The sequence below is a fragment of the Halorubrum sp. B53 genome, assembly GCF_059752395.1.
In genome coordinates this window covers 182,310-199,532 of the sequence record NZ_MWTH01000012.1, presented here as the reverse complement: position 1 = coordinate 199,532, position 17,223 = coordinate 182,310, and the positions used below count along the sequence as shown (strand labels likewise).

Here is a 17,223-nt window from a genome sequence, read left to right as displayed (position 1 = left end):
CCAGAGCGGCCCCGAGTCACCGCGTTTAAGGAGAACCGGGACCAGGGATAAATAATGACCGAGCCCACGGTGACGCGACTGTTCGGCGGTCCGGGCAGCGGGAAGACCACGGCGCTACTCGATCGCGTCGAAGGGATCCTCGAAGACGACGACGCCGACGTCCGCGACGTGCTCGTCGTCTCGTACACGCGCGCGGCCGCCGCCGAGATCCGCGAGCGCCTCGCGGAGCGGCTCGACGTCTCCCCGCGCAGCCTCCAGGGGAACGTCAGCACCATGCACGCGAAGGCGTACGAGCTGCTCGACCTCTCCCGAGGCGACGTCGTGGGCGACGACGACAAGGAGGCGTTCTGCGAGGAGTACGGCATCGAGTTCGAGGACCAGCACGGCGGCGCCGGCCGCCGGACCGCCCGGTCGACGACGATCGGCAACAAGATCATCGCCACCTCACAGTGGCTCCAGCGCACCGAGCGCGACGTCGCCGACTGGTACGACGTCCCCTTCCAGTGGAACGTCGAGGAGGTCCGGCTGCCCCCCGAGGAGGACCCCAACGCCCAGCAGGGGAACAAGTACACCCCGACGTGGCCCTCCGACGACGACCGGATCGACATCCCGGAGACGATCCGCGCGTGGCGCGGCTACAAGGGCGACAACGACCTCGTCGGCTTCGCCGACATGCTCGAACGGGTCGCGCAGCGCTCGCTCGTCCCCAACGTCGACTACCTGATCATCGACGAGTTCCAGGACATCACGACGCTGCAGTACAACGTCTTCGAGGAGTGGCGCCCGCACATGGAGAAGGTGCTCATCGCCGGCGACGACGACCAGGTCGTCTACGCGTGGCAGGGCGCCGACCCCGACCTCCTCCTCGATACCGACGTCGACGAGGACGTGGTGCTCCCGAACTCCTACCGGCTCCCCTCCGAGATCCTCAACGTCGTCAACGCGGAGATCCGCCACATCGACAAGCGCCAGGAGAAGGACCTCCACCCGCGCAAGGAGGGCGGCACCGTCGAGGCGATCCAGTCGCCGTCGATGATCGAGCTCGTCCGGAACGTCCGGTACACCGTCGAGGACGACGAGGGCGACATCATGTGCCTGTTCCGCGCCCGCTACCAGATGTTCGACTTCATCGACGAGTTCATCGACCACGGGATCCCGTTCACGATGCTGACCGACGGCCGGATGTGGACCGACCGCGTGCAGGACTACGTCAGCGCCATCGAGAAGGCGGAGGCCGGCGACCCGGTGAACGGGCTGGAGGCCCGGCGCCTCGCCGACATGCTCCAGGACTCGGCGTTCGGGACCCACGACCGCGACGAGTTCTACGACTTCCTCGACGACCGCGAGGAGGCGGCCGACGCCGACGACGTCTCCCTGATCGAGGTGACGGCCGACGAGCTCGACGAGCACATTCCCTTTATGCCGGACACCGCGAGCGCCGACGACATGGTCCGGAAAGTGACGAGCTTCCAGCGGAAGTCGATGGGCGCGTACTTCGACGGCGACTACGAGGGGATGGACCCGACCCGCGTCCGCGTCGGCACCATCCACTCCGCGAAGGGCCGCGAGGCCGACCACGTGTTCGTCGCGACCGACCTCACCGAGAAGGTCGTCGAGCAGATGGCGGCCTCCATCGAGGACCCGACCGACGTCGACGGCGTCGAGGAGTTCACGAAGTCGACGAGCCCCGTCCCCGTCCTCACCGACAACGAGCGCCGGGTGTTCTACGTCGGGATGTCCCGCGCCCGCGAGCGGCTCGTGATCATGGAGAGCCTGATAAGCGGCGCGCCGACGCTCCCGATCAGCGTCCTGCTGTTCAACGAGCTCCGCGACGAGACCCCCGAGGAGCTCGTCGAGGAGGCCCAGGCCGAGCTGGCGGTCCCCGAACCGGAGCCGTGAGCGACGGGAGCGGCGACGGCGGGCTCGACGGGAGCGCCCCCTCCCTGCGCCACCTCCGGACCGATCTCACGCCGGTCGTCGAAGCGGTCGAGGCCGCCGACGCCGACGCGTTCGTCGCGGTCGGCGACCGCTTCGACGACGACCTGCGGTACCTCACGCGCTTCGCCGGCCCCGACCGGGCGTACGCGCTGGTCGTGGTCCCGGCCAGCGACGGCGACGACGCGACCGGCCGCGCCGTCTGCTGTGCCCCCGCGCTGTTTGCCGAACAGGCCGAGCGAGAGTTCGTCGCGGGCGCACATGTCCGAAGCGGGGGTGAGAAGCACGCCGGCAGCGACCGCGACCGCGAATTCCACGACGGCGTCGCCCGCGAGGTACGGACCGAGAACGTCGGCGACCACGCCGGGGAGCGCGCGGCCGCGACGGTCGCGGCGCTGCTCGGTGAGTCCGACAGCCACGCCGATCCCGTGCTCCTCGTCCCGCCGTCGATCCCCCACGACGCCGCCGTCTACCTCGAGCGCGACGGCAACGAGCTCGCGTCGACGGACGCGGTGACGACGGCGCGGGCCCGGAAGGCCGACGCCGAGCTCGACCGCCTCCGCCGCGTGCAACGCGCGACGGCGGCGGGGATGGCCCGCGCCGAGACCGTGCTGGCGGCGAGCGGGGTCGCCGAGGACGGGGCGGGGCGCCCGATCGTCCGCTGGGAGGGCGCACCCCTGACGACCGAGCGGCTCCGCCGCGAGGTGAACGCGGCCCTCGCCGCCCGAGGCGTCCGCGACGCCGGCGACACCGTGATCGGCGCCGGCCCGTCGGCCGCGGACCTCCACTTCGTCGGCGACGACCCGATCCGGCCGGGCGAGACGGTACTGCTGGACGTCTCGCCGCGCGGCCCGGACGGCTACCGCGGCGACATGACCCGGACGTTCGTCGTCGACGGCGACGGCGGGTGGGCGCGCCGGGCGTACGTCGCGGTCGAGGCCGCCCGCGAGGCCGCGCTCGCGGAGGTCGAACCGGGCGTGCCCGCCAAGACCGTCCACGGCGAGGCGGCCGCGGAGCTGGCCGCCTACGGGTTCGATCCGAACGCCGGCGAGGGAGAGACGGGATTCACGCACGGCGCCGGCCACGGCGTGGGCGTGAGCCTCCACGAGCCGCCGTCGTTGACGGGCGCCGGCGAGCTGCGGCCGGGCCACGTCGTGACGGTCGAACCCGGCGTCTACGACCCGGACGTCGGCGGCGTCCGCCTGGAGGACCTCGTCGTCGTCACCGACGACGGGTACGAGCTACTGGCGGAGTACCCGTTCGGGATCGTTCCCGAAGAGCGCGGGTGACCGGGAGATAGCTACGACCGCTGTTTGAGCTATCGGCGTCTCTTTTTGAGTACCGGTCGAAGGTCGACCCGCATGCGATCCGAGCCCTCCACCGCAGTCGACGACAGCGACGAGCGCGAACCGATCGGACGTATCGTGACGAAGGGAGTTCCGGCGGCCGCGGCGCTCCTCGCGGCCGCGATCGCGGTCGTCGGCGTCTCGCTCGTCGGGGCCGGCACCGTTGCCGCCGACGGGACCGCCGATCTCGACGCGGACGTCGTCACCGTGAGCGAGGACGGAACCGCCGAGATTCCCGTCGAAACCGACGGCGTCGACGCGTTCGAGATCGCCGTCGGCGACGAGGACGAGACCGGATACGAGCTCCGCGCGACGGTGACACCCGCGGACGACGGCGTCGCGACCCTCGTCTTCGACCACGCCGAGACGGGCGGGGACGGCGCCCCGCTGACGGCCGAGGGCGGCGCCGAAGTCGAGACCGACTACGAGACCTCTCTCAGCGGGGAGATCGCTCCCGGTAGCTACGACGCGGAGGTGCTCGTCGGCGGCGACACCGTCGACGTCGGTACCCTCGTCGTCGAAGACGCAACGGGCGGGGAGAGCGGAAGCGACGGAGACGACGCAGACGGAAGCGACGGAGGGTCGGCCGAGCCAGCCACCGTCACCGAGGCTGACGTCGAGGAGGCCGACCTCGTCGTCGAGCCGGCGGAGACCGAGGTGAGCGTTCCGGTGGAAGCCGACGACGGCGAGACCGTGAGCCTCCGGATCCGCTCGGCCGGAGACGCGAGCCCGGCCTTCCTCATGACGGAGGAGACGACCGTCGAGAACGGGACGGCGAGCGCGACGTTCGACCTGAGCCGGGCGGCCCACGGGGACCGCGCGACACTGACCGTCCGCGGGAACGAAGCCGTCAACGAGTCGGACTCCCGCGAGGTACTCGTCGTCGACGAGGAGATCGGCGTCGAGGGAAGCGGCGGCCTCGACGTCGAGACCCCCGGGTTCGGAGTCGTCGCCGGCGGACTCGCGGTTCTCGTCGTCGCGCTCGCCGCCCGGCGGCGGGAGTGAGGAGGCCGGACCGGGCTACTTCTCGATCGACTCCCCTTCGGAGCCGGCGGCGGCGTCGTCCTCTCGCCGGAGCTGTCGCGGGAGCAGCCCCGAGACCAGCCCGCGGAGGATCCGACCCGGATCGAGGAAGTACTGCGGGAGCACGACCATCGCGGCGGCGACGACGAGCAGCCCGGCGCCGAGCGCGACCTCGCCGGCGAACAGCCGGATGACGGCGTAGTTCGCGAGCGGCAGCGCGAACACGAGCGACGCCGCCAACCCGATCATGTCCATCAGCCCGAGATTCATTAGGAGCGGATTGGCGCCCGGCGTTCAAAAGGGACGCGGCGGCGACCAACGGATACGGCGGCGACACTCGACCGAGGCTCCCGCCCGAACACCGAACCGATATGTGTCGCGCGCGCGCAGATCCGGTATGTTCACCGGCATCGTCGAGGGTACCGGCGCGGTCCGCGAGCGGACCGAGACCGCGGACGGGCTCCGGCTTCGGATCGGCGTCGAGGGGTTCGACGACCTCCACCACGGCCAGTCGATAAGCGTCAGCGGCGTCTGTCTGACCGTCGAGGAGTACGCGGCCGACGACGGGGAGGCCGCCGACGGCGGCTGGTTCGAGGTGTTCCTCGCGAGCGAGACGGTCGCGAAGACGTACCTCGGCGACGTCGCCGAGGGGGACCCGGTCAACGTCGAGCGCGCGATGCCGGCGGACGGCCGGTTCGACGGCCACGTCGTACAGGGGCACGTCGACACCGTCGCCGAGGTGACGGGGATCGAGCGCGTCGGCGAGGACTGGCGGTTCGCGTTCGCGATCCCCGAGGGCCACGCCGACTACCTCGTCGACAAGGGGTCGGTGACGCTCGACGGGATCTCCCTGACGGTCGCCGAGAAGCGCGACGGAGAGTTCGACGTGGCGGTCATCCCGACGACCTACGAGCTCACGACGCTCTCGGAGAAGTCGGTCGGCGACCCGGTCCACCTGGAGGTCGACGTGATCGCGAAGTACGTCGAGAACATGGTGGACGGTTACGGGGAGTAGTCCGTTTCCCGGGTTTCCGACCGTCTCAGGCGTCCTTCGCGCCCTTCACTGTCTCTCGCACCGCGTCGACCCCCTCGTCGTGGAGCAGGTCGCCGACGACGATCACGTCGCTGTGGGCGGCCATCTCGTTCGCGGACTCGTAGTCTGAGATTCCGCCGCCGTAGAAGAGGGTGGCGTCGTCGAGCGCGTCGTGGGCGGCCGCGACCTTTTCCGTGTCGCCGAAGGTACCCGAGTACTCGATGTAGACGATCTCTTGGCCGAACATCCGCTCGGCGACCTTCGCGTAGGCCCCGACGTCGTCGGCCGCCAGATCGCAGTTCGCGTCCGTCAGCTGCGCGACCGCGGCGTCGGGGTTGAGGACGATGTACGCCTCCGTGTGGGTCCGCTCCCAGTCGAGGTCGTCGATGCGGACCCACTCCTTGTGCGCGCCCGTGATCCAGAACGGCCCGCCGGCGTTGAACACCGTCGGGATAAGGTAGCCGTCGAGCGCGGGCGAGTCGATGACGACGCCCGGGTTGGACGGTTCCTGGTACAGCGGGACGTCGTACTCGGCCGCGGCGTCGACGACGCGCGTCATCTTCTCCGCGGTGACGTCGAGCGTCCCGCCGATCTCGATCGCGTCGGTTCCGGTGCGGCAGACGTCCTCGAAGGTCTCGCCGTCCCGCAGTTCCTTGTCGGGATCGACCTTCAGCACGTGGTCCCAGTCGTCCCACGGGTTGCTCATCGGGAACGACTCCACCGGGCGGCACCAAAAAGGTGCGGAAGCTATCTCGCCGCTCCCCGGACGAGCGGCCCCGCTCGTCGTTCCGGCCAACGCGCCGAGGTGGCCGACGCGCTGCTCAGAGCAGGTCGTCGATCTCGTCGTTCCGGAAGGCCTCGGCGGGGTCCGGCGTCTCCGCCGGCTCGTCGCGGACGGCCTGCCGGGCGCGTTCGAGGAACGCCTCGATCCGGCGAGAGCGCTCGACGCCGGCGAGCAGCACGAGCGCCGCGATCCGGTCGGAGTCGAGCGGGAAGTCGCCGCCGCGTACCTGCATCGACCCCGTCTCCTCCTGTACCCACTTGCGCGCCTTCTCCGCGCCCTTCCGCGAGATGCGGTCCGGGTCGCCGGCGACGGCGACGAGGGCGGCGTCGGCGTCGGTCGCGTTCGGGAGCGACATCCCCGTCATCACCGCGCTCCGGACGGCGCTGGTCACGGTCGTGACGTTCTCCCCGGGGTCCTCCGCAGCCGGCGCCGATGCGAACCCGACCGCCGCCATCCCGCCGGCCCGAAGCGTGTTGATCACCTCGCTCGTGTCGACGACCGACTCGGGGACGCCCTCGACCGACTCGCCGGCGGCCAGGAGGAGGCCGACGCGTCGCGCCATCGACTCGTTGATCGCGGCGAAGCCGCCCTCCACCGACTCCCCCGACGAGCGCCACGCGTCGTTGTCGAGCAGGACCGTCGCGTCCGCCTCGCGCACCAGCGTCTTCAGCGACCGCCCCGCGTTCACTTGGTACATCGCCCCCTCGTCGCGGCCGGGGAGGATGCCGACCGCGTACACCGGCACGTCGTACACCCGGCTCAGCTCCCGGACGAGCACCGGCGCGCCGCCCGAGCCGGTGCCGCCGCCGAGCCCGGCGACCACGAACAGCGCCTCGGCCTCCGCGGTCACCTTCGACGCGAGCGCGTCCAGCACCTCGATCGCGTCCTCGTCCATTACCTCGGCGCCGAGTTCGTTGTCGCCGCCGACGCCGTGGCCGTTCACCCGCGACTGGCCGACGAGGACCGTGTCGAGCGGGAGCGGGTCGAGGTCCGCCGCCGCCGTGTTGACCGCGAGCGCGTCCAGCACCGCGCCGTAGCCGGCGTCGGCGTCGAACTGCGCGAGGGCGGTCGCGAGCTTCCCGCCCGCCTGCCCGACGCCGAGGAGGACTGTCTTCATGACTGCAGAGTAACCAATCCGGCGTATTACGCTTTCCCCCGAGATTTAAATGCGGAATCGCGGCCAGTCGCGGGCATGTCGAACGCCACCGACGACGGCAGTCGGACGGGAGAGCGCGGAGAGCGCCGATCCCCGGCCGAGTCCGGCGAAGCGAGCAAGGGAAGCGACGCCGACCGGATCGACGAGCGCCTCCGCGCGGTCGAGCGCGCCCTGACGGGATCTGACGCGACCGTCGCGGACCTCGGCGACGACGCGGCGGCCGCGGCGGAACGCGACGCGCTGGCGTCGCGCGTGGCCGACCTCGAATCGCGCGTCGAGGAACTGGAGGCCGCCACGCAGGCGATCAGGGGATACGTGGGATCGGTCCGAGCCGTTAACCGCGAAGTCGAGCGGCGGGCCGATCTCGCGCTGGCGAGGGCGAGTCGCGGCGGAGACGCCGTCGGAGACGCCGAATTTCCGAACGAGGCCGCCATCACCGACGAGGGTACCATCACCGACGAGAACGCCCTCGCCGCCGAGGACCCAGCGGGAGCCGTCCCCGGCGAGGCGGTACCGAGCGAGGCGGCCCTCGACGCCGCCGTCCCGGCGGACGACGCCCGCCGAGACGACGCGCGAGCGTCGACCGACTGGGACTCCGCGGCGGGAGACGACGAGGCGGACGGATCGTGGCGAGACGAGGCGCTGGACCGACTCCGTGAGTCCCTGTAGGGCGGACCGTACGGCGGGGTCGCGGACCGGGACGCGGACGAGCCGCGAGGCGGCCGACCCGTGATCCGCGTCGTCCTCACCGTCGTCGTCGCCGTCGCCCTCCTCGCGACGGCGATGCCGGCCTTGGAGGACGCCCGGACGGAGACGACCGTCGAACGCCTCGACACCGAGGCGGACCGCGTCGAGCGAGCCGTCGGCGGCCTCGTCTCCGGGTCCGTGAGCGTCGCGGACCCCGCGCTCGCCGCGCGGACGACGGTGACCGTCGACGTCCCGAGCGGGTTCGCCGCGGCGCCGATCGACCGGGTCGCGCTCGCGGAGACCGACGGTGGCAGCGAGGCGGACACCACGGAGACGGAGGTCGCGCTCCGCTACCGGATCGGCGGCGGGCCCGAGCGGACCGTCCCGATCGTCCCCGGAGGCGTGGAATCCGCCGTCGCCGTCGACGGGGGCGCGGTCGCGCTCCGGCCGGGCGGCGAGAGCCGGCTTTCGCTCCGGTTCGTCGACGACGGCGGCCCGACCGTCCGGATCGCCAGAGTCGGGTGAGCGTTTATAAATAATGCCGGGAGCACGCCCGCCGTGAACCTCGACATCCCTTCGCTTTCGCGTATCGGCGACGGCGACCCCTCGCTGCGAGCGCTGCCGTGGACGGACGACGAGCGCGACTGTCGGTGCGAGCCGTCGTTCCGGGAGCCCGTCGGGACCGGCGTCGGCGACCGGGTCGTGCTCGACGTCGACGCCGAGGAGTGTCCCGGACGCGGCGACCTCGCCGAGAGCCCGGACTGCCTGGCGACCGCGGTCGAGGCGCTGTCCGAGCGCGACGCCGACGTGATAAGGACCCGCCATCGGGGTCGGGAGCGGGCCTACGCCGGGCGGGCCGCCGCGTGTCTGGTCGCGGCGGGGCGGTTCCGCGAGCGCGTCGGCTTCCACGAGACGCGGCTCGCCGATCGCGTGCTGCGCGACCCGGTCGGCGCCGCCCGGGAAGCGACCGGACGCGAGGGACCGCCCGCCCGGATCGCCGCGGAGACGGGGTTATCGACGGTCGTCGAGGGAGCCGAGGAGGTCGGAGACGTGCTGCGGGCGCACGCCGGGCCGCGGATCGCGGCCGCGCGGGTCGCGACCGCGCCGCCGCCGGAGGCCGCCCTCGTCGACCGCTGGGAGCTCGACACCGGCGCGATCGTCCGGCTGTACGAGGGGGCTGGACCGCTCCGGACGTACCACCTCACGCCGCCGGTCCGGGAGCTCGACGACGGGGCGGTCGAGCGGCTCGACGACGCCAAGCGCCGGCTGCTCGACGGGGCGACCGGCGGCGACAGGGCGCCCGGTCGCGCGGCCCGAGCGGCGGCCGAGGACGGCGATCCGGTGTCGACGCTCGCCGAGGTGCTCCGGCGACACACGCGCGGCTACGGCGCGTTCGAGCACGTGTTCGCGGACGACCGAGTGAGCGACGCGACGCTGTCGGCGCCGGTGACCGAGAACCCGCTGCGCGTCGTCGTCGACGGCGAGCGGTGTCGGACGAACGTCAGGCTCCCGCCCGAGGGGGCCGCCACGCTCGCCTCCCGGCTCCGACGGACGAGCGGGCGCGGCTTCTCCCGGGCGAGCCCCACGCTCGACGCGACGCTGGAGACGGACGCCGGGCGCGTCCGCGTCGCCGCGACGACGGACCCCGCCAGCGACGGGCTCTCGTTCGCCTTCCGCCGCGGCGACCCGGACGCGTGGACCCTCGCGCGGCTCGTCGACGCGGGAACGCTCACGCCGGCGGCCGCCGGTTTCCTCTCCGTCGCCGTCGAGCGGGGCGTGACCGGCCTCGTGGCCGGCGGGCGGGGCGCGGGGAAGACGACCGCGCTCGGCGCGCTCCTGTGGGAGCTCCCCGCGGAGACCCGGTCAATACTGATAGAGGACACCCCCGAACTCCCGGCGAGCGCCCTGGCGACCGCCGGGCGAGACGCGCAGCGGCTCCGCGTCGGCGACGGAGCGGAGCCGTCGCCGAGCGACGCGGTCCGGACCGCGCTCCGGCTCGGCGGCGGTGCGATCGTCGTCGGCGAGGTCCGCGGCGAGGAGGCGCAGGCGCTCTACGAGGCGATGCGCGTCGGCGCGACCGGCGAGACGGTGCTGGGGACGATCCACGGAGAGGATCCGGCCGCCGTCCGGGAACGGGTCGTCTCCGACCTCGGCGTGTCGCCGTCGTCGTTCGCCGCGACCGACCTGATCGTCCTGCTCGACGACCACCGCGTCGACGCGATCGCCGAGGTCACCGCCCGCGGCGACGGCGCCTCGTTCGACCCGCTGTTCGAGCGCACGGCCGAGGGGTTGACCCCGACCGGACGGATCGACCGCGGCGAGAGTCGGCTCGTGGAGCGTCTCGCGGAGACCGACGAATCGTACGCCGCGGCAAGGGCGGCCGCGGAGGTACGCGGCGAGCGGATCCGCGAAGCGGTCGCCGCCGGGCGAACGGGTCCGGAGCGGTACAGCGAGTCCGTCAGCGCGGACGGTGAAGGCGAATGACGAGGGCGCTCGACGACGCGGGCGACGGCTCGGCGCGTCGGGAGGCGGACGGCGACAGCGCGACCGGGTCGGCCGAGCTGCGACGGTCGATCGCGTTCCTCGACTGGGAGATCTCGGCCGAACGGGTCGTCGAACGCGGACACCGGGTCGGGGTCGGTGTCGGTCTCCTCTGTGTCGTCGCGCTCTCCGTCGGCGTCGGTCCCGTTCCGGGAGCGCTCGGCGGGCTCACCGGGGGATTGGCGGCGACGCACGCTGTCCATCGGGCGCCGGTGTGGCTCGCCGAACTCCGACGGACGCGGGCGCTCGGTGCCGCGCCCGGGCTCGTCGGCCGCCTCGTGTTGCGGATGCGGCTGGACCCCTCTGCGGAGCGCGCCGTCCGGTTCGCCGCCCGCACCGGAGACGGACCGCTCGCCGACGGGCTGGCGCGCCACGAGCGGGGGAGCGCGGACGGACCGACGAGCGGGCTCCGCTCGTTCGCCCGCGAGTGGCGGCCGTGGTTCCCGGCGATCGACCGCGCCGCAGCGCTGGTCCGAACGGCCGCGTCGGCGCCGGCGGAGCGGCGAGGACGCTGTCTGGACCGCGCGCTCGACGCGACCATCGCCGGGACGACCGACCGGCTCGCGTCGTTCGTCGGCGAGGTCCGCGGCCCGGTCTCGGCGCTGTACGCCTTCGGAGTGCTCCTCCCACTGGCCCTGATCGCTCTGCTGCCCGCGGCGGCCGCGTCCGGCGTTCCGGTTGGGTCGGCCGTCGTCGTCGGACTGTATCTCGGCGTGCTCCCCGCCGGGCTGCTCGCCGCGTCGGCGTGGCTGCTCTCGCGCAGACCGGTCGCGTTCGCGCCGCCGTCGATCGACGGCGACCACCCCGACGTGCCGGAGCGGGCGCGACACGCCGCCGTGGTCGGCGTGCTCACCGGAGTCGTCGCGGCCGTGCTCGCCGCGCGGCTGGTCGCCGGGTGGGCCGCGCCCGTGGCCGGCGTCGGCGTCGGAGCGGGGGCCGCGCTCCTCGTCGGCGTGCGACACCGGCGTGCTGCGCTCTCGGAGATCCGCGACGTCGAACGCGGGCTCCCCGACGCCATGACGGTCATCGGCGGCGACGTGGCCGAGGGGGTCGCCGTCGAGACGGCGATCGCGAACGCCGGCGAGCGACTCGACGGCGCGACCGGAGAGCTGTTCGAGCGCTCGGGCCGTCGAAGCGAAACCCTCCGCGTGAGCGTGCGGGAGGCGTTCCTCGGCCGAGGCGGCCCGGCCGTCCCGGTCCCGTCGCCGCGGGTCCGCGGGGCGGTCGCCCTGCTCGCCGTCGCCGCGCGGGAGGGCCGCCCGGCGGGCGACGTGCTCCTCGAACTCGCCGATCAGCTGGAGGAGCTCCGGGCGCTGGAGACCGACGCACGACGCCAGCTGGCGACTGTGACGAGCACGCTGACGAACACCGCCGCGGTGTTCGCGCCGCTCGTCGGCGGCGCGACGGTCGCGCTCGCAACGGGGATCGATACCGTCGACGTCGGCGGGCTGGACGCCGGAGCGACCGCCGGTGCGGACGCCCTCGGACTCGGCGGCGGCACCGCCGGCGTCGAGGGGACCGGTGCGGTCGAAACGGCGGGGAGTTCCGCCGGCGGATCGGGCGGGGCCGGAACGCTCTCGGTCCCGATGCTCGGTCGGGTCGTCGGGACCTACGTGCTGATCCTCGCGGCGCTGCTCACCGCGCTGGCGACCGGGCTCGAGCGGGGCTTCGACCGGACGCTGGTGGCCTACCGCGTCGGGATCGCGCTGCCGACCGCGACGGCGACGTACCTCGTCGCGTTCGCCGGGGCGGGGGCGCTGCTGTAGCGGCCGACTCGCGTCCACGGGCGACGTTTTAAATACCAAGCCGCGGCCAGCCGCTCCGTGTTCGAGACGAACCTCGACGCGACGTACGCGTGGCTCGGTCTCGCCGTGGTGAGCGTCGCGACGGCCGGCGTCGCCGCGACGCTTCCGGCGTCACCGCCGCCGGACGCGGCGGGCGTCGCACACACGGTCGAAACGGTCGCGAACGGAGAGTATCCCGCGACGGCGGAACACGGGGTCGCGGCGGATCGGATCCGGCTCACGCCGCGGTCGGTCTCCCTCGACGGGGACGGCGGGAGCGCTCGGGCTCCGCTTCACGCCCCGCGGATAACACCGGTTCCGCCGAGCGGACGAGGCGGGACCGGCGACGACCGGCTCCGCCGAGTGCTCGACGGCGTTCCGCCGGACGCCGCGTTCGACGATCCGAACATCTTGGCGGCGGCGGCGGAGCGCGCGCGGAGGGCCGATCACGAGTGGCGACCGGCGCCGGAGCGGCTCACCGTGAGACGGGTTCACTACGGAGGAGTGCATGTCACGCTCGTCGGGTGAATCGTCCGACGATCGGGACGCGGCCGCGGACCGCGCCGCGGTCGAGCCGCTCGCCGCGCTCGTTGCGGTGCTGGCCGTCGGCGCGGCGTTGGGGCTGTACACCGTCGCGCTCGACGGCGCGACGGTCGATCGGGAGCGGCCGGCCGCCGAGCCGACTCTCGACCGAATCGAGAGAGAGATCACGGTCGGCGGTGTCGTTGAGCCGGACCGGCTTCGCGACGTCGAGGGATTTCGCTCTGCGACGACGGTGACCGTGATCGCCGACGGGGCAACGTGGCGGATCGAGTCGGGCACCTCGGCGCCCGAGCCCGCCGCAGTCGGAGACGGCAGTGCCGCGGCAGTCGCCGAGCGCGCGGTCACCGTACGGGTCGCTCCGGGCCGGAACGTCCGCGGGACGCTTCGCGTGGTGATCCGCCGGTGACGAGCACCGTGCTCGACGTGACGGTCCTGCTCTTGTGTGTGTCGGCGAGCGTCGTCGCGCTCGGTGGCGTCGGCGGCGATGTCGGGGGGCCGGCACCGACCGCCGACGAGACGGCCGACCGACTGGTGACCGAAACGCTGACCGTGCGATATCGGACGCCTGAGGCGGCGAACGGGACCCGGACGGTACACGCGACGCGGGCCGAGCTGCTCGCGCTGCTCGTCGCGGGCGCCGGGGGATCGGATAGCGTCGAGCGTCACGACGGTGCGACTGGGAACGCGTTCGAGTCGCGATCGAGGGAGGTCGTCGCCGCGGGAATCGACGGAAGGACGCGGATCGACGCGACGGTACCGACGGACGCGAGCGCCGAGGGCGACGCGGAGCGGGCGGCCACCGACCGACGCGCCGCGGACCACCGCGTCGTTCGGCGGTCGACCGGCCCGATAGCCGCGGCCGGGACGCCGAACGCGCCGCGAGCCCCTCATCGGATGGGTACCGCTATCGGACCGCGGCAGAACGATGAACGCCGGTCGACGACGGAGAGCGTGGGGACGGTCGCCGTCGGTCCCGAGCCGCCGCGGAACGCCGACGTCGCGACGGCGGTCGTGTCGCACCCGGCGCCGAGCGGGGCCGAGACGGACGAACCGGTCCGGATCGTCGTGCGGAGGTGGTGAGCGTGCCAGCACGCACCGAGACGTTCGACGGCGAGCGGAACGGACGGCGCTTCACAGTCGACGAGCGGGCGCGCGTCCCCTTCGCGCTGATCGGTGTGCTGCTCCTCGTGTCGAGCACGACGTACGCCGCGGGAGTCGCGGACCAGGGGCTCGTCGGCGAGGACCGGAGCGTCGAGCGGGCGGTCGAGCGCGTCGACGCGGACGCCACCGCCGCGCTGCGGGCCGCGGCGCGCGAGGCGGCGCACGACGCGGCGGCCGAGCCGGTGACGCGGGCGCCGAAGGCCGGCACCGGAACCGCGGCGGTGCGCGACGGGTCCGCTTTCGAGGACGCGTTCCGGATCCGGCTCGCGGTCGCCGGCGCAGACGCGCTCTCCGCGGTCGACGCCGAGGTCGGAACGGTGACGGCGACGGCGTCACTCCCGGCGGTCGAGGACCGGGGGGACCTCGCCGCGGCCCGCGACCGCGTGCGCGTCGAGCCGGCGGCGAACGGGACGGCCACGCGCGTGACCTTCGAGGGGGTCGAAACGACCGCGACCCGAGACGGACGAACGGTCGTGGACCGCACCGAGAACAGGACCGTCGTGGTGGCCGTGCCGACGCTCGCCGCCCACGAGCGGACGGAGCGGTTCGAGGAGCGTCTCGACAGGGGTCCGGTCGAAGGGCCCGGGCTCGGGCGACAGCTCACCGCGAGCCTCTATCCGATGACGTGGGCGCGAGGATACGCGCAGTACGCCGGCGCGCCGGTCGAGAACGTCCTCGCGAATCGACACGTGGAGCTGTCGACGAACGCGGGGATCGTCCGGACCCAGCGGGCCGTCTTCGGGACGAGCGACCCGGACGCCCGCGGCGGGGTGGCGCGGGCGACGGCGCGCACCGGCGCGACCGACCTCCTCGCGCCGACCGGGCTCAAGGAGGCCTCGTGGACCGACGCCGTGCTCGGGGCACCGACGCCGACGGGGTCCGGTACCCCCGCGTCGCGAGGGGATCTCGACACGGTCTCGAACGGGGACGCGAGCGAGGACGCCGCGTTCGAGCCGAAGCGAGACCGGACCGACGAGGAGACGTCAGTCCCGGTCGGACATGCGGCGGACGTCGGAGCGACCCGCGTCCACGACGATCTCGACGCGGTGATCGAGGGCGCGTACCGCGTCGAGGCCGACGTGGAGACCGCGACGGCGCAGGTCGCGGACGGCGGACGGGCCTCACCGCCGGTTCCGGACACGGCGGCCGGGGAGTGGGAGCGCGTCGACGTGTCGCGGTCGGAACGCCTGACGGGCGTCTCGGGGAGCGACGTGCCGCGGGGAGTTCCCTCGGGAGTCGTCGATCCCGGGGAGACGGTCTCCTTCGGTGACGCGAGCCGCGACGTGACGGTCGAGCGCGAGGCGACCGCGACGTGGGAACGGGAGGTCATAGAGCGGGGCCCGAACGGGAGCGTCGTCGATCGGACCGTCCACCGGGCGACCACGAGCGACGAGGCGACGGACCGCTACCGGGTCCGGGTCTCGGTGACGGGCCGGCACGCGCCGACCGACGGCGCGCCGGACCGGCCCGCCGCGACGTTCGGAGCCGGGAGCCCGGACGACGTCGCAGACCTGCGCGGAACGCCGGCGGCCGCGCGCTCGGCGCTCGGCGTCGGAACGGCGGTCGGCGTCGACCGGCTGGCGCGCGACGCCGTCCAGAGCGGCGACATCGACGAGTCGACGGTCGTCCACGGGTCGCCGTCTGACGACGAACGAGACCGGATCGCCGCGGACGTCGCCGCGCTCGCCGCCGAGGTCAGGGAGTTCGAGACCGACGCGTCGATGGAGGCGGCGACGGTCGGCGAGGCGGAGCCGTACGCCGAGCTCGCGGACGTGGTCCGCGACCGCCGCGCGGCGCTCGTCGACGCGCCGGCGACGTACGACGGCGCGACCGACCGGGCGCGGGTCGCCGCCCGCGCGGCGTACGTCGACGCCGTTATCGAGGAACTGGAGACGGCCGCAGACGATCGCGAGACTGCGACGGACGGGTTTCTCGATCGGGTGGACGGCGCGTTCGGCGGCCCGTCAGTCGGCGAGGCGATCGCCGCACGCGAGGCCGCCAAGGATCCGGGCACGTACACGGTCGCCGGCGACGGGCCCGGCGGCGCGGTGACGTTCTCGCCGCGCGGGTCTCCGGGGTACCTCCCGCGGACGACGGTCGAGGGCGAACGGGTGGAGGGCGGGGGCGGCGGATCGACGCGACCGCTCGCCGTCCGCAACGTGAACTACGCCACCGTGCCGTACGGCGAGCTGTCGAGCGGGATCGTGGACCGCCTCCTCGGAGCCGGTGAGACGGTCCGGATCGGCACCGCCGGACGCGCGCTCCTGCTCGCTGACGAGGCGCTGGCGGCGGGCGACGACCCGGACCTCCGCGCCGACCGCGAGGCGCTCGCGGAACGGGTGGACGGATCGCTGCGCGCCGTCGATAGCGAGCTCGTAGGCGTGGTCGGGGACCGAACGTCGCTGTCGCGCGAGCAGCGACGCGACGCGATCGGCGCGGCCGCCGCGTCCTACGATTCCGCGGGCGACCGAGCGGCCGCGGTCGCGGACGGGGAGTACGCCGAGCGGGTCGCGAGCGAGGTCGCTTCTGCCGGGTCGCTCTCGACCGCGTCGGAGGCGTCGCTGGCCGCGCACCTCCGCGTCGTAACCCGGCGAGCGGCCGGTCGTGACGAGGCGCGCGTCCGGACGCGCTTCGTGAAGCGGTCGACGGACGGGGCGCGGGCCCTGCTCAGAGACCGTATGGAAAGCGCGATCGAGAACGAGGCCAAGCGCGCCGGAGAGGCCGCGACCGGGGCGCTGAGCGAGAGAGCGGCCGAAGAGCTCGGCGAGGAGTGGTCGTTGGAGCCCGCTCGGAGCGTCGGCGCGGGGGTGCCGGTCGCGCCGGTCCCCGGCTACTGGGTAGCGACGCTGAACGCCTGGCGGGTGCAGGTCCGCGGGGAGTACCCGCGATTCGCGCTCCGCGCCGACGTCGGCACGCCGACGGAATCGTTCGAGTACGTTCGACAGGAGGGCGACGTGCGGCTCGAACTCGACGGGGAGGCGGTTCGCCTCGGGGCGACGGAGCCGGTCCGGTTCGAGACGGAGACCGTCGTCGCGGTGGCGGTGCCCGCCGGCCCGCCGGGCGTCGGCGACGTCGACGGCACTCGGGACGAGACCTCGGACGGGTGGCCGTGTCCGGGCGTGGCAGAGGCGTCACGCGGAGGCGACGGCGCGTGTACAGCCTCGTGAACCGGCCGCGGCCGTCGCTCCCGTGAGTCGACCGCAGCCGTTTTGAGAGACGCCGACCGAGGG

At 73.6% G+C, this 17,223-nt stretch carries 15 protein-coding genes; 12 read left to right on the top strand and 3 right to left on the bottom strand.

Annotation, left to right across the window (positions count from 1 at the left end):
- Window positions 1–54: 54 nt before the first annotated feature.
- From B4V06_RS10180 to B4V06_RS10170, 3 genes are all read left to right on the top strand, one after another.
- On the top strand, window positions 55–1,899 hold the full coding sequence (locus B4V06_RS10180; RefSeq protein WP_498169618.1) for a UvrD-helicase domain-containing protein: 1,845 nt from the start codon (window positions 55–57) through the stop codon (window positions 1,897–1,899).
- Window positions 1,896–3,224 (top strand): M24 family metallopeptidase, encoded by a 1,329-nt coding sequence (locus B4V06_RS10175; RefSeq protein ID WP_498169615.1) that lies wholly within the window; start codon window positions 1,896–1,898, stop codon window positions 3,222–3,224. The genes B4V06_RS10180 and B4V06_RS10175 overlap by 4 nt, the downstream gene beginning before the upstream one ends.
- 72 nt (window positions 3,225–3,296) lie before the next feature.
- Window positions 3,297–4,286, top strand: coding sequence for a BGTF surface domain-containing protein (locus tag B4V06_RS10170; RefSeq protein ID WP_498169613.1), 990 nt, complete (start codon window positions 3,297–3,299; stop codon window positions 4,284–4,286).
- Window positions 4,287–4,301: 15 nt separating this feature from the next.
- On the opposite strand, the gene B4V06_RS10165 is transcribed toward B4V06_RS10170, so the two are convergent.
- Window positions 4,302–4,574 carry a DUF7533 family protein gene (locus B4V06_RS10165; RefSeq protein WP_123113756.1) on the bottom strand — a complete coding sequence of 91 codons (273 nt, stop codon included), beginning with the start codon at window positions 4,572–4,574 and terminating at the stop codon, window positions 4,302–4,304.
- 127 nt (window positions 4,575–4,701) lie between these two features.
- Between B4V06_RS10165 and B4V06_RS10160 the strand changes: the two genes are divergently transcribed.
- Window positions 4,702–5,319 carry a riboflavin synthase gene (locus B4V06_RS10160; RefSeq protein ID WP_123113755.1) on the top strand — a complete coding sequence of 206 codons (618 nt, stop codon included), beginning with the start codon at window positions 4,702–4,704 and terminating at the stop codon, window positions 5,317–5,319.
- Between the two features lie 25 nt (window positions 5,320–5,344).
- Here the strand turns inward: B4V06_RS10160 and B4V06_RS10155 are convergent, their stop codons facing one another.
- The gene (locus tag B4V06_RS10155; RefSeq protein ID WP_123113754.1) at window positions 5,345–6,043 is read right to left on the bottom strand and encodes a phosphoglycerol geranylgeranyltransferase; all 699 of its coding nucleotides are present in this window, start codon (window positions 6,041–6,043) and stop codon (window positions 5,345–5,347) included.
- Window positions 6,044–6,158: 115 nt separating this feature from the next.
- Window positions 6,159–7,238, bottom strand: a complete 1,080-nt coding sequence (locus tag B4V06_RS10150; RefSeq protein ID WP_123113753.1) for a tubulin/FtsZ family protein — start codon at window positions 7,236–7,238, stop codon at window positions 6,159–6,161.
- Window positions 7,239–7,313: 75 nt separating this feature from the next.
- On the opposite strand from B4V06_RS10150, the gene B4V06_RS10145 reads away from it, so the two are divergent.
- The 8 genes from B4V06_RS10145 to B4V06_RS10110 are packed head-to-tail and all read left to right on the top strand — an operon-like array spanning window position 7,314 to window position 17,160.
- On the top strand, window positions 7,314–7,946 hold the full coding sequence (locus B4V06_RS10145; protein WP_498169608.1) for a DUF7310 family coiled-coil domain-containing protein: 633 nt from the start codon (window positions 7,314–7,316) through the stop codon (window positions 7,944–7,946).
- 60 nt (window positions 7,947–8,006) lie between these two features.
- Complete coding sequence (locus B4V06_RS10140; RefSeq protein ID WP_123113751.1) at window positions 8,007–8,489, top strand: DUF7311 family protein; 483 nt, start codon at window positions 8,007–8,009, stop codon at window positions 8,487–8,489.
- Window positions 8,490–8,522: 33 nt separating this feature from the next.
- Window positions 8,523–10,448, top strand: coding sequence for an ATPase, T2SS/T4P/T4SS family (locus B4V06_RS10135; protein WP_498169605.1), 1,926 nt, complete (start codon window positions 8,523–8,525; stop codon window positions 10,446–10,448).
- Window positions 10,445–12,271: a type II secretion system protein gene (locus B4V06_RS10130; protein WP_498169602.1), complete on the top strand. Its 1,827-nt coding sequence runs from the start codon at window positions 10,445–10,447 to the stop codon at window positions 12,269–12,271. Before B4V06_RS10135 ends, B4V06_RS10130 begins: the two co-directional genes overlap by 4 nt.
- A 57-nt stretch (window positions 12,272–12,328) precedes the next feature.
- Entirely contained in the window at window positions 12,329–12,817 is a 489-nt protein-coding gene (locus B4V06_RS10125) for a DUF7283 family protein (protein WP_123113748.1), read from the top strand.
- A complete protein-coding gene (locus tag B4V06_RS10120; RefSeq protein WP_123113747.1) occupies window positions 12,798–13,238 on the top strand; it encodes a DUF7285 family protein in 441 nt (146 codons plus the stop codon). Before B4V06_RS10125 ends, B4V06_RS10120 begins: the two co-directional genes overlap by 20 nt.
- Window positions 13,235–13,912: a DUF7284 family protein gene (locus B4V06_RS10115; protein WP_123113746.1), complete on the top strand. Its 678-nt coding sequence runs from the start codon at window positions 13,235–13,237 to the stop codon at window positions 13,910–13,912. Before B4V06_RS10120 ends, B4V06_RS10115 begins: the two co-directional genes overlap by 4 nt.
- A complete protein-coding gene (locus tag B4V06_RS10110) occupies window positions 13,906–17,160 on the top strand; it encodes a DUF7286 family protein (RefSeq protein WP_498169597.1) in 3,255 nt (1,084 codons plus the stop codon). The genes B4V06_RS10115 and B4V06_RS10110 overlap by 7 nt, the downstream gene beginning before the upstream one ends.
- Window positions 17,161–17,223 lie beyond the last annotated feature (63 nt).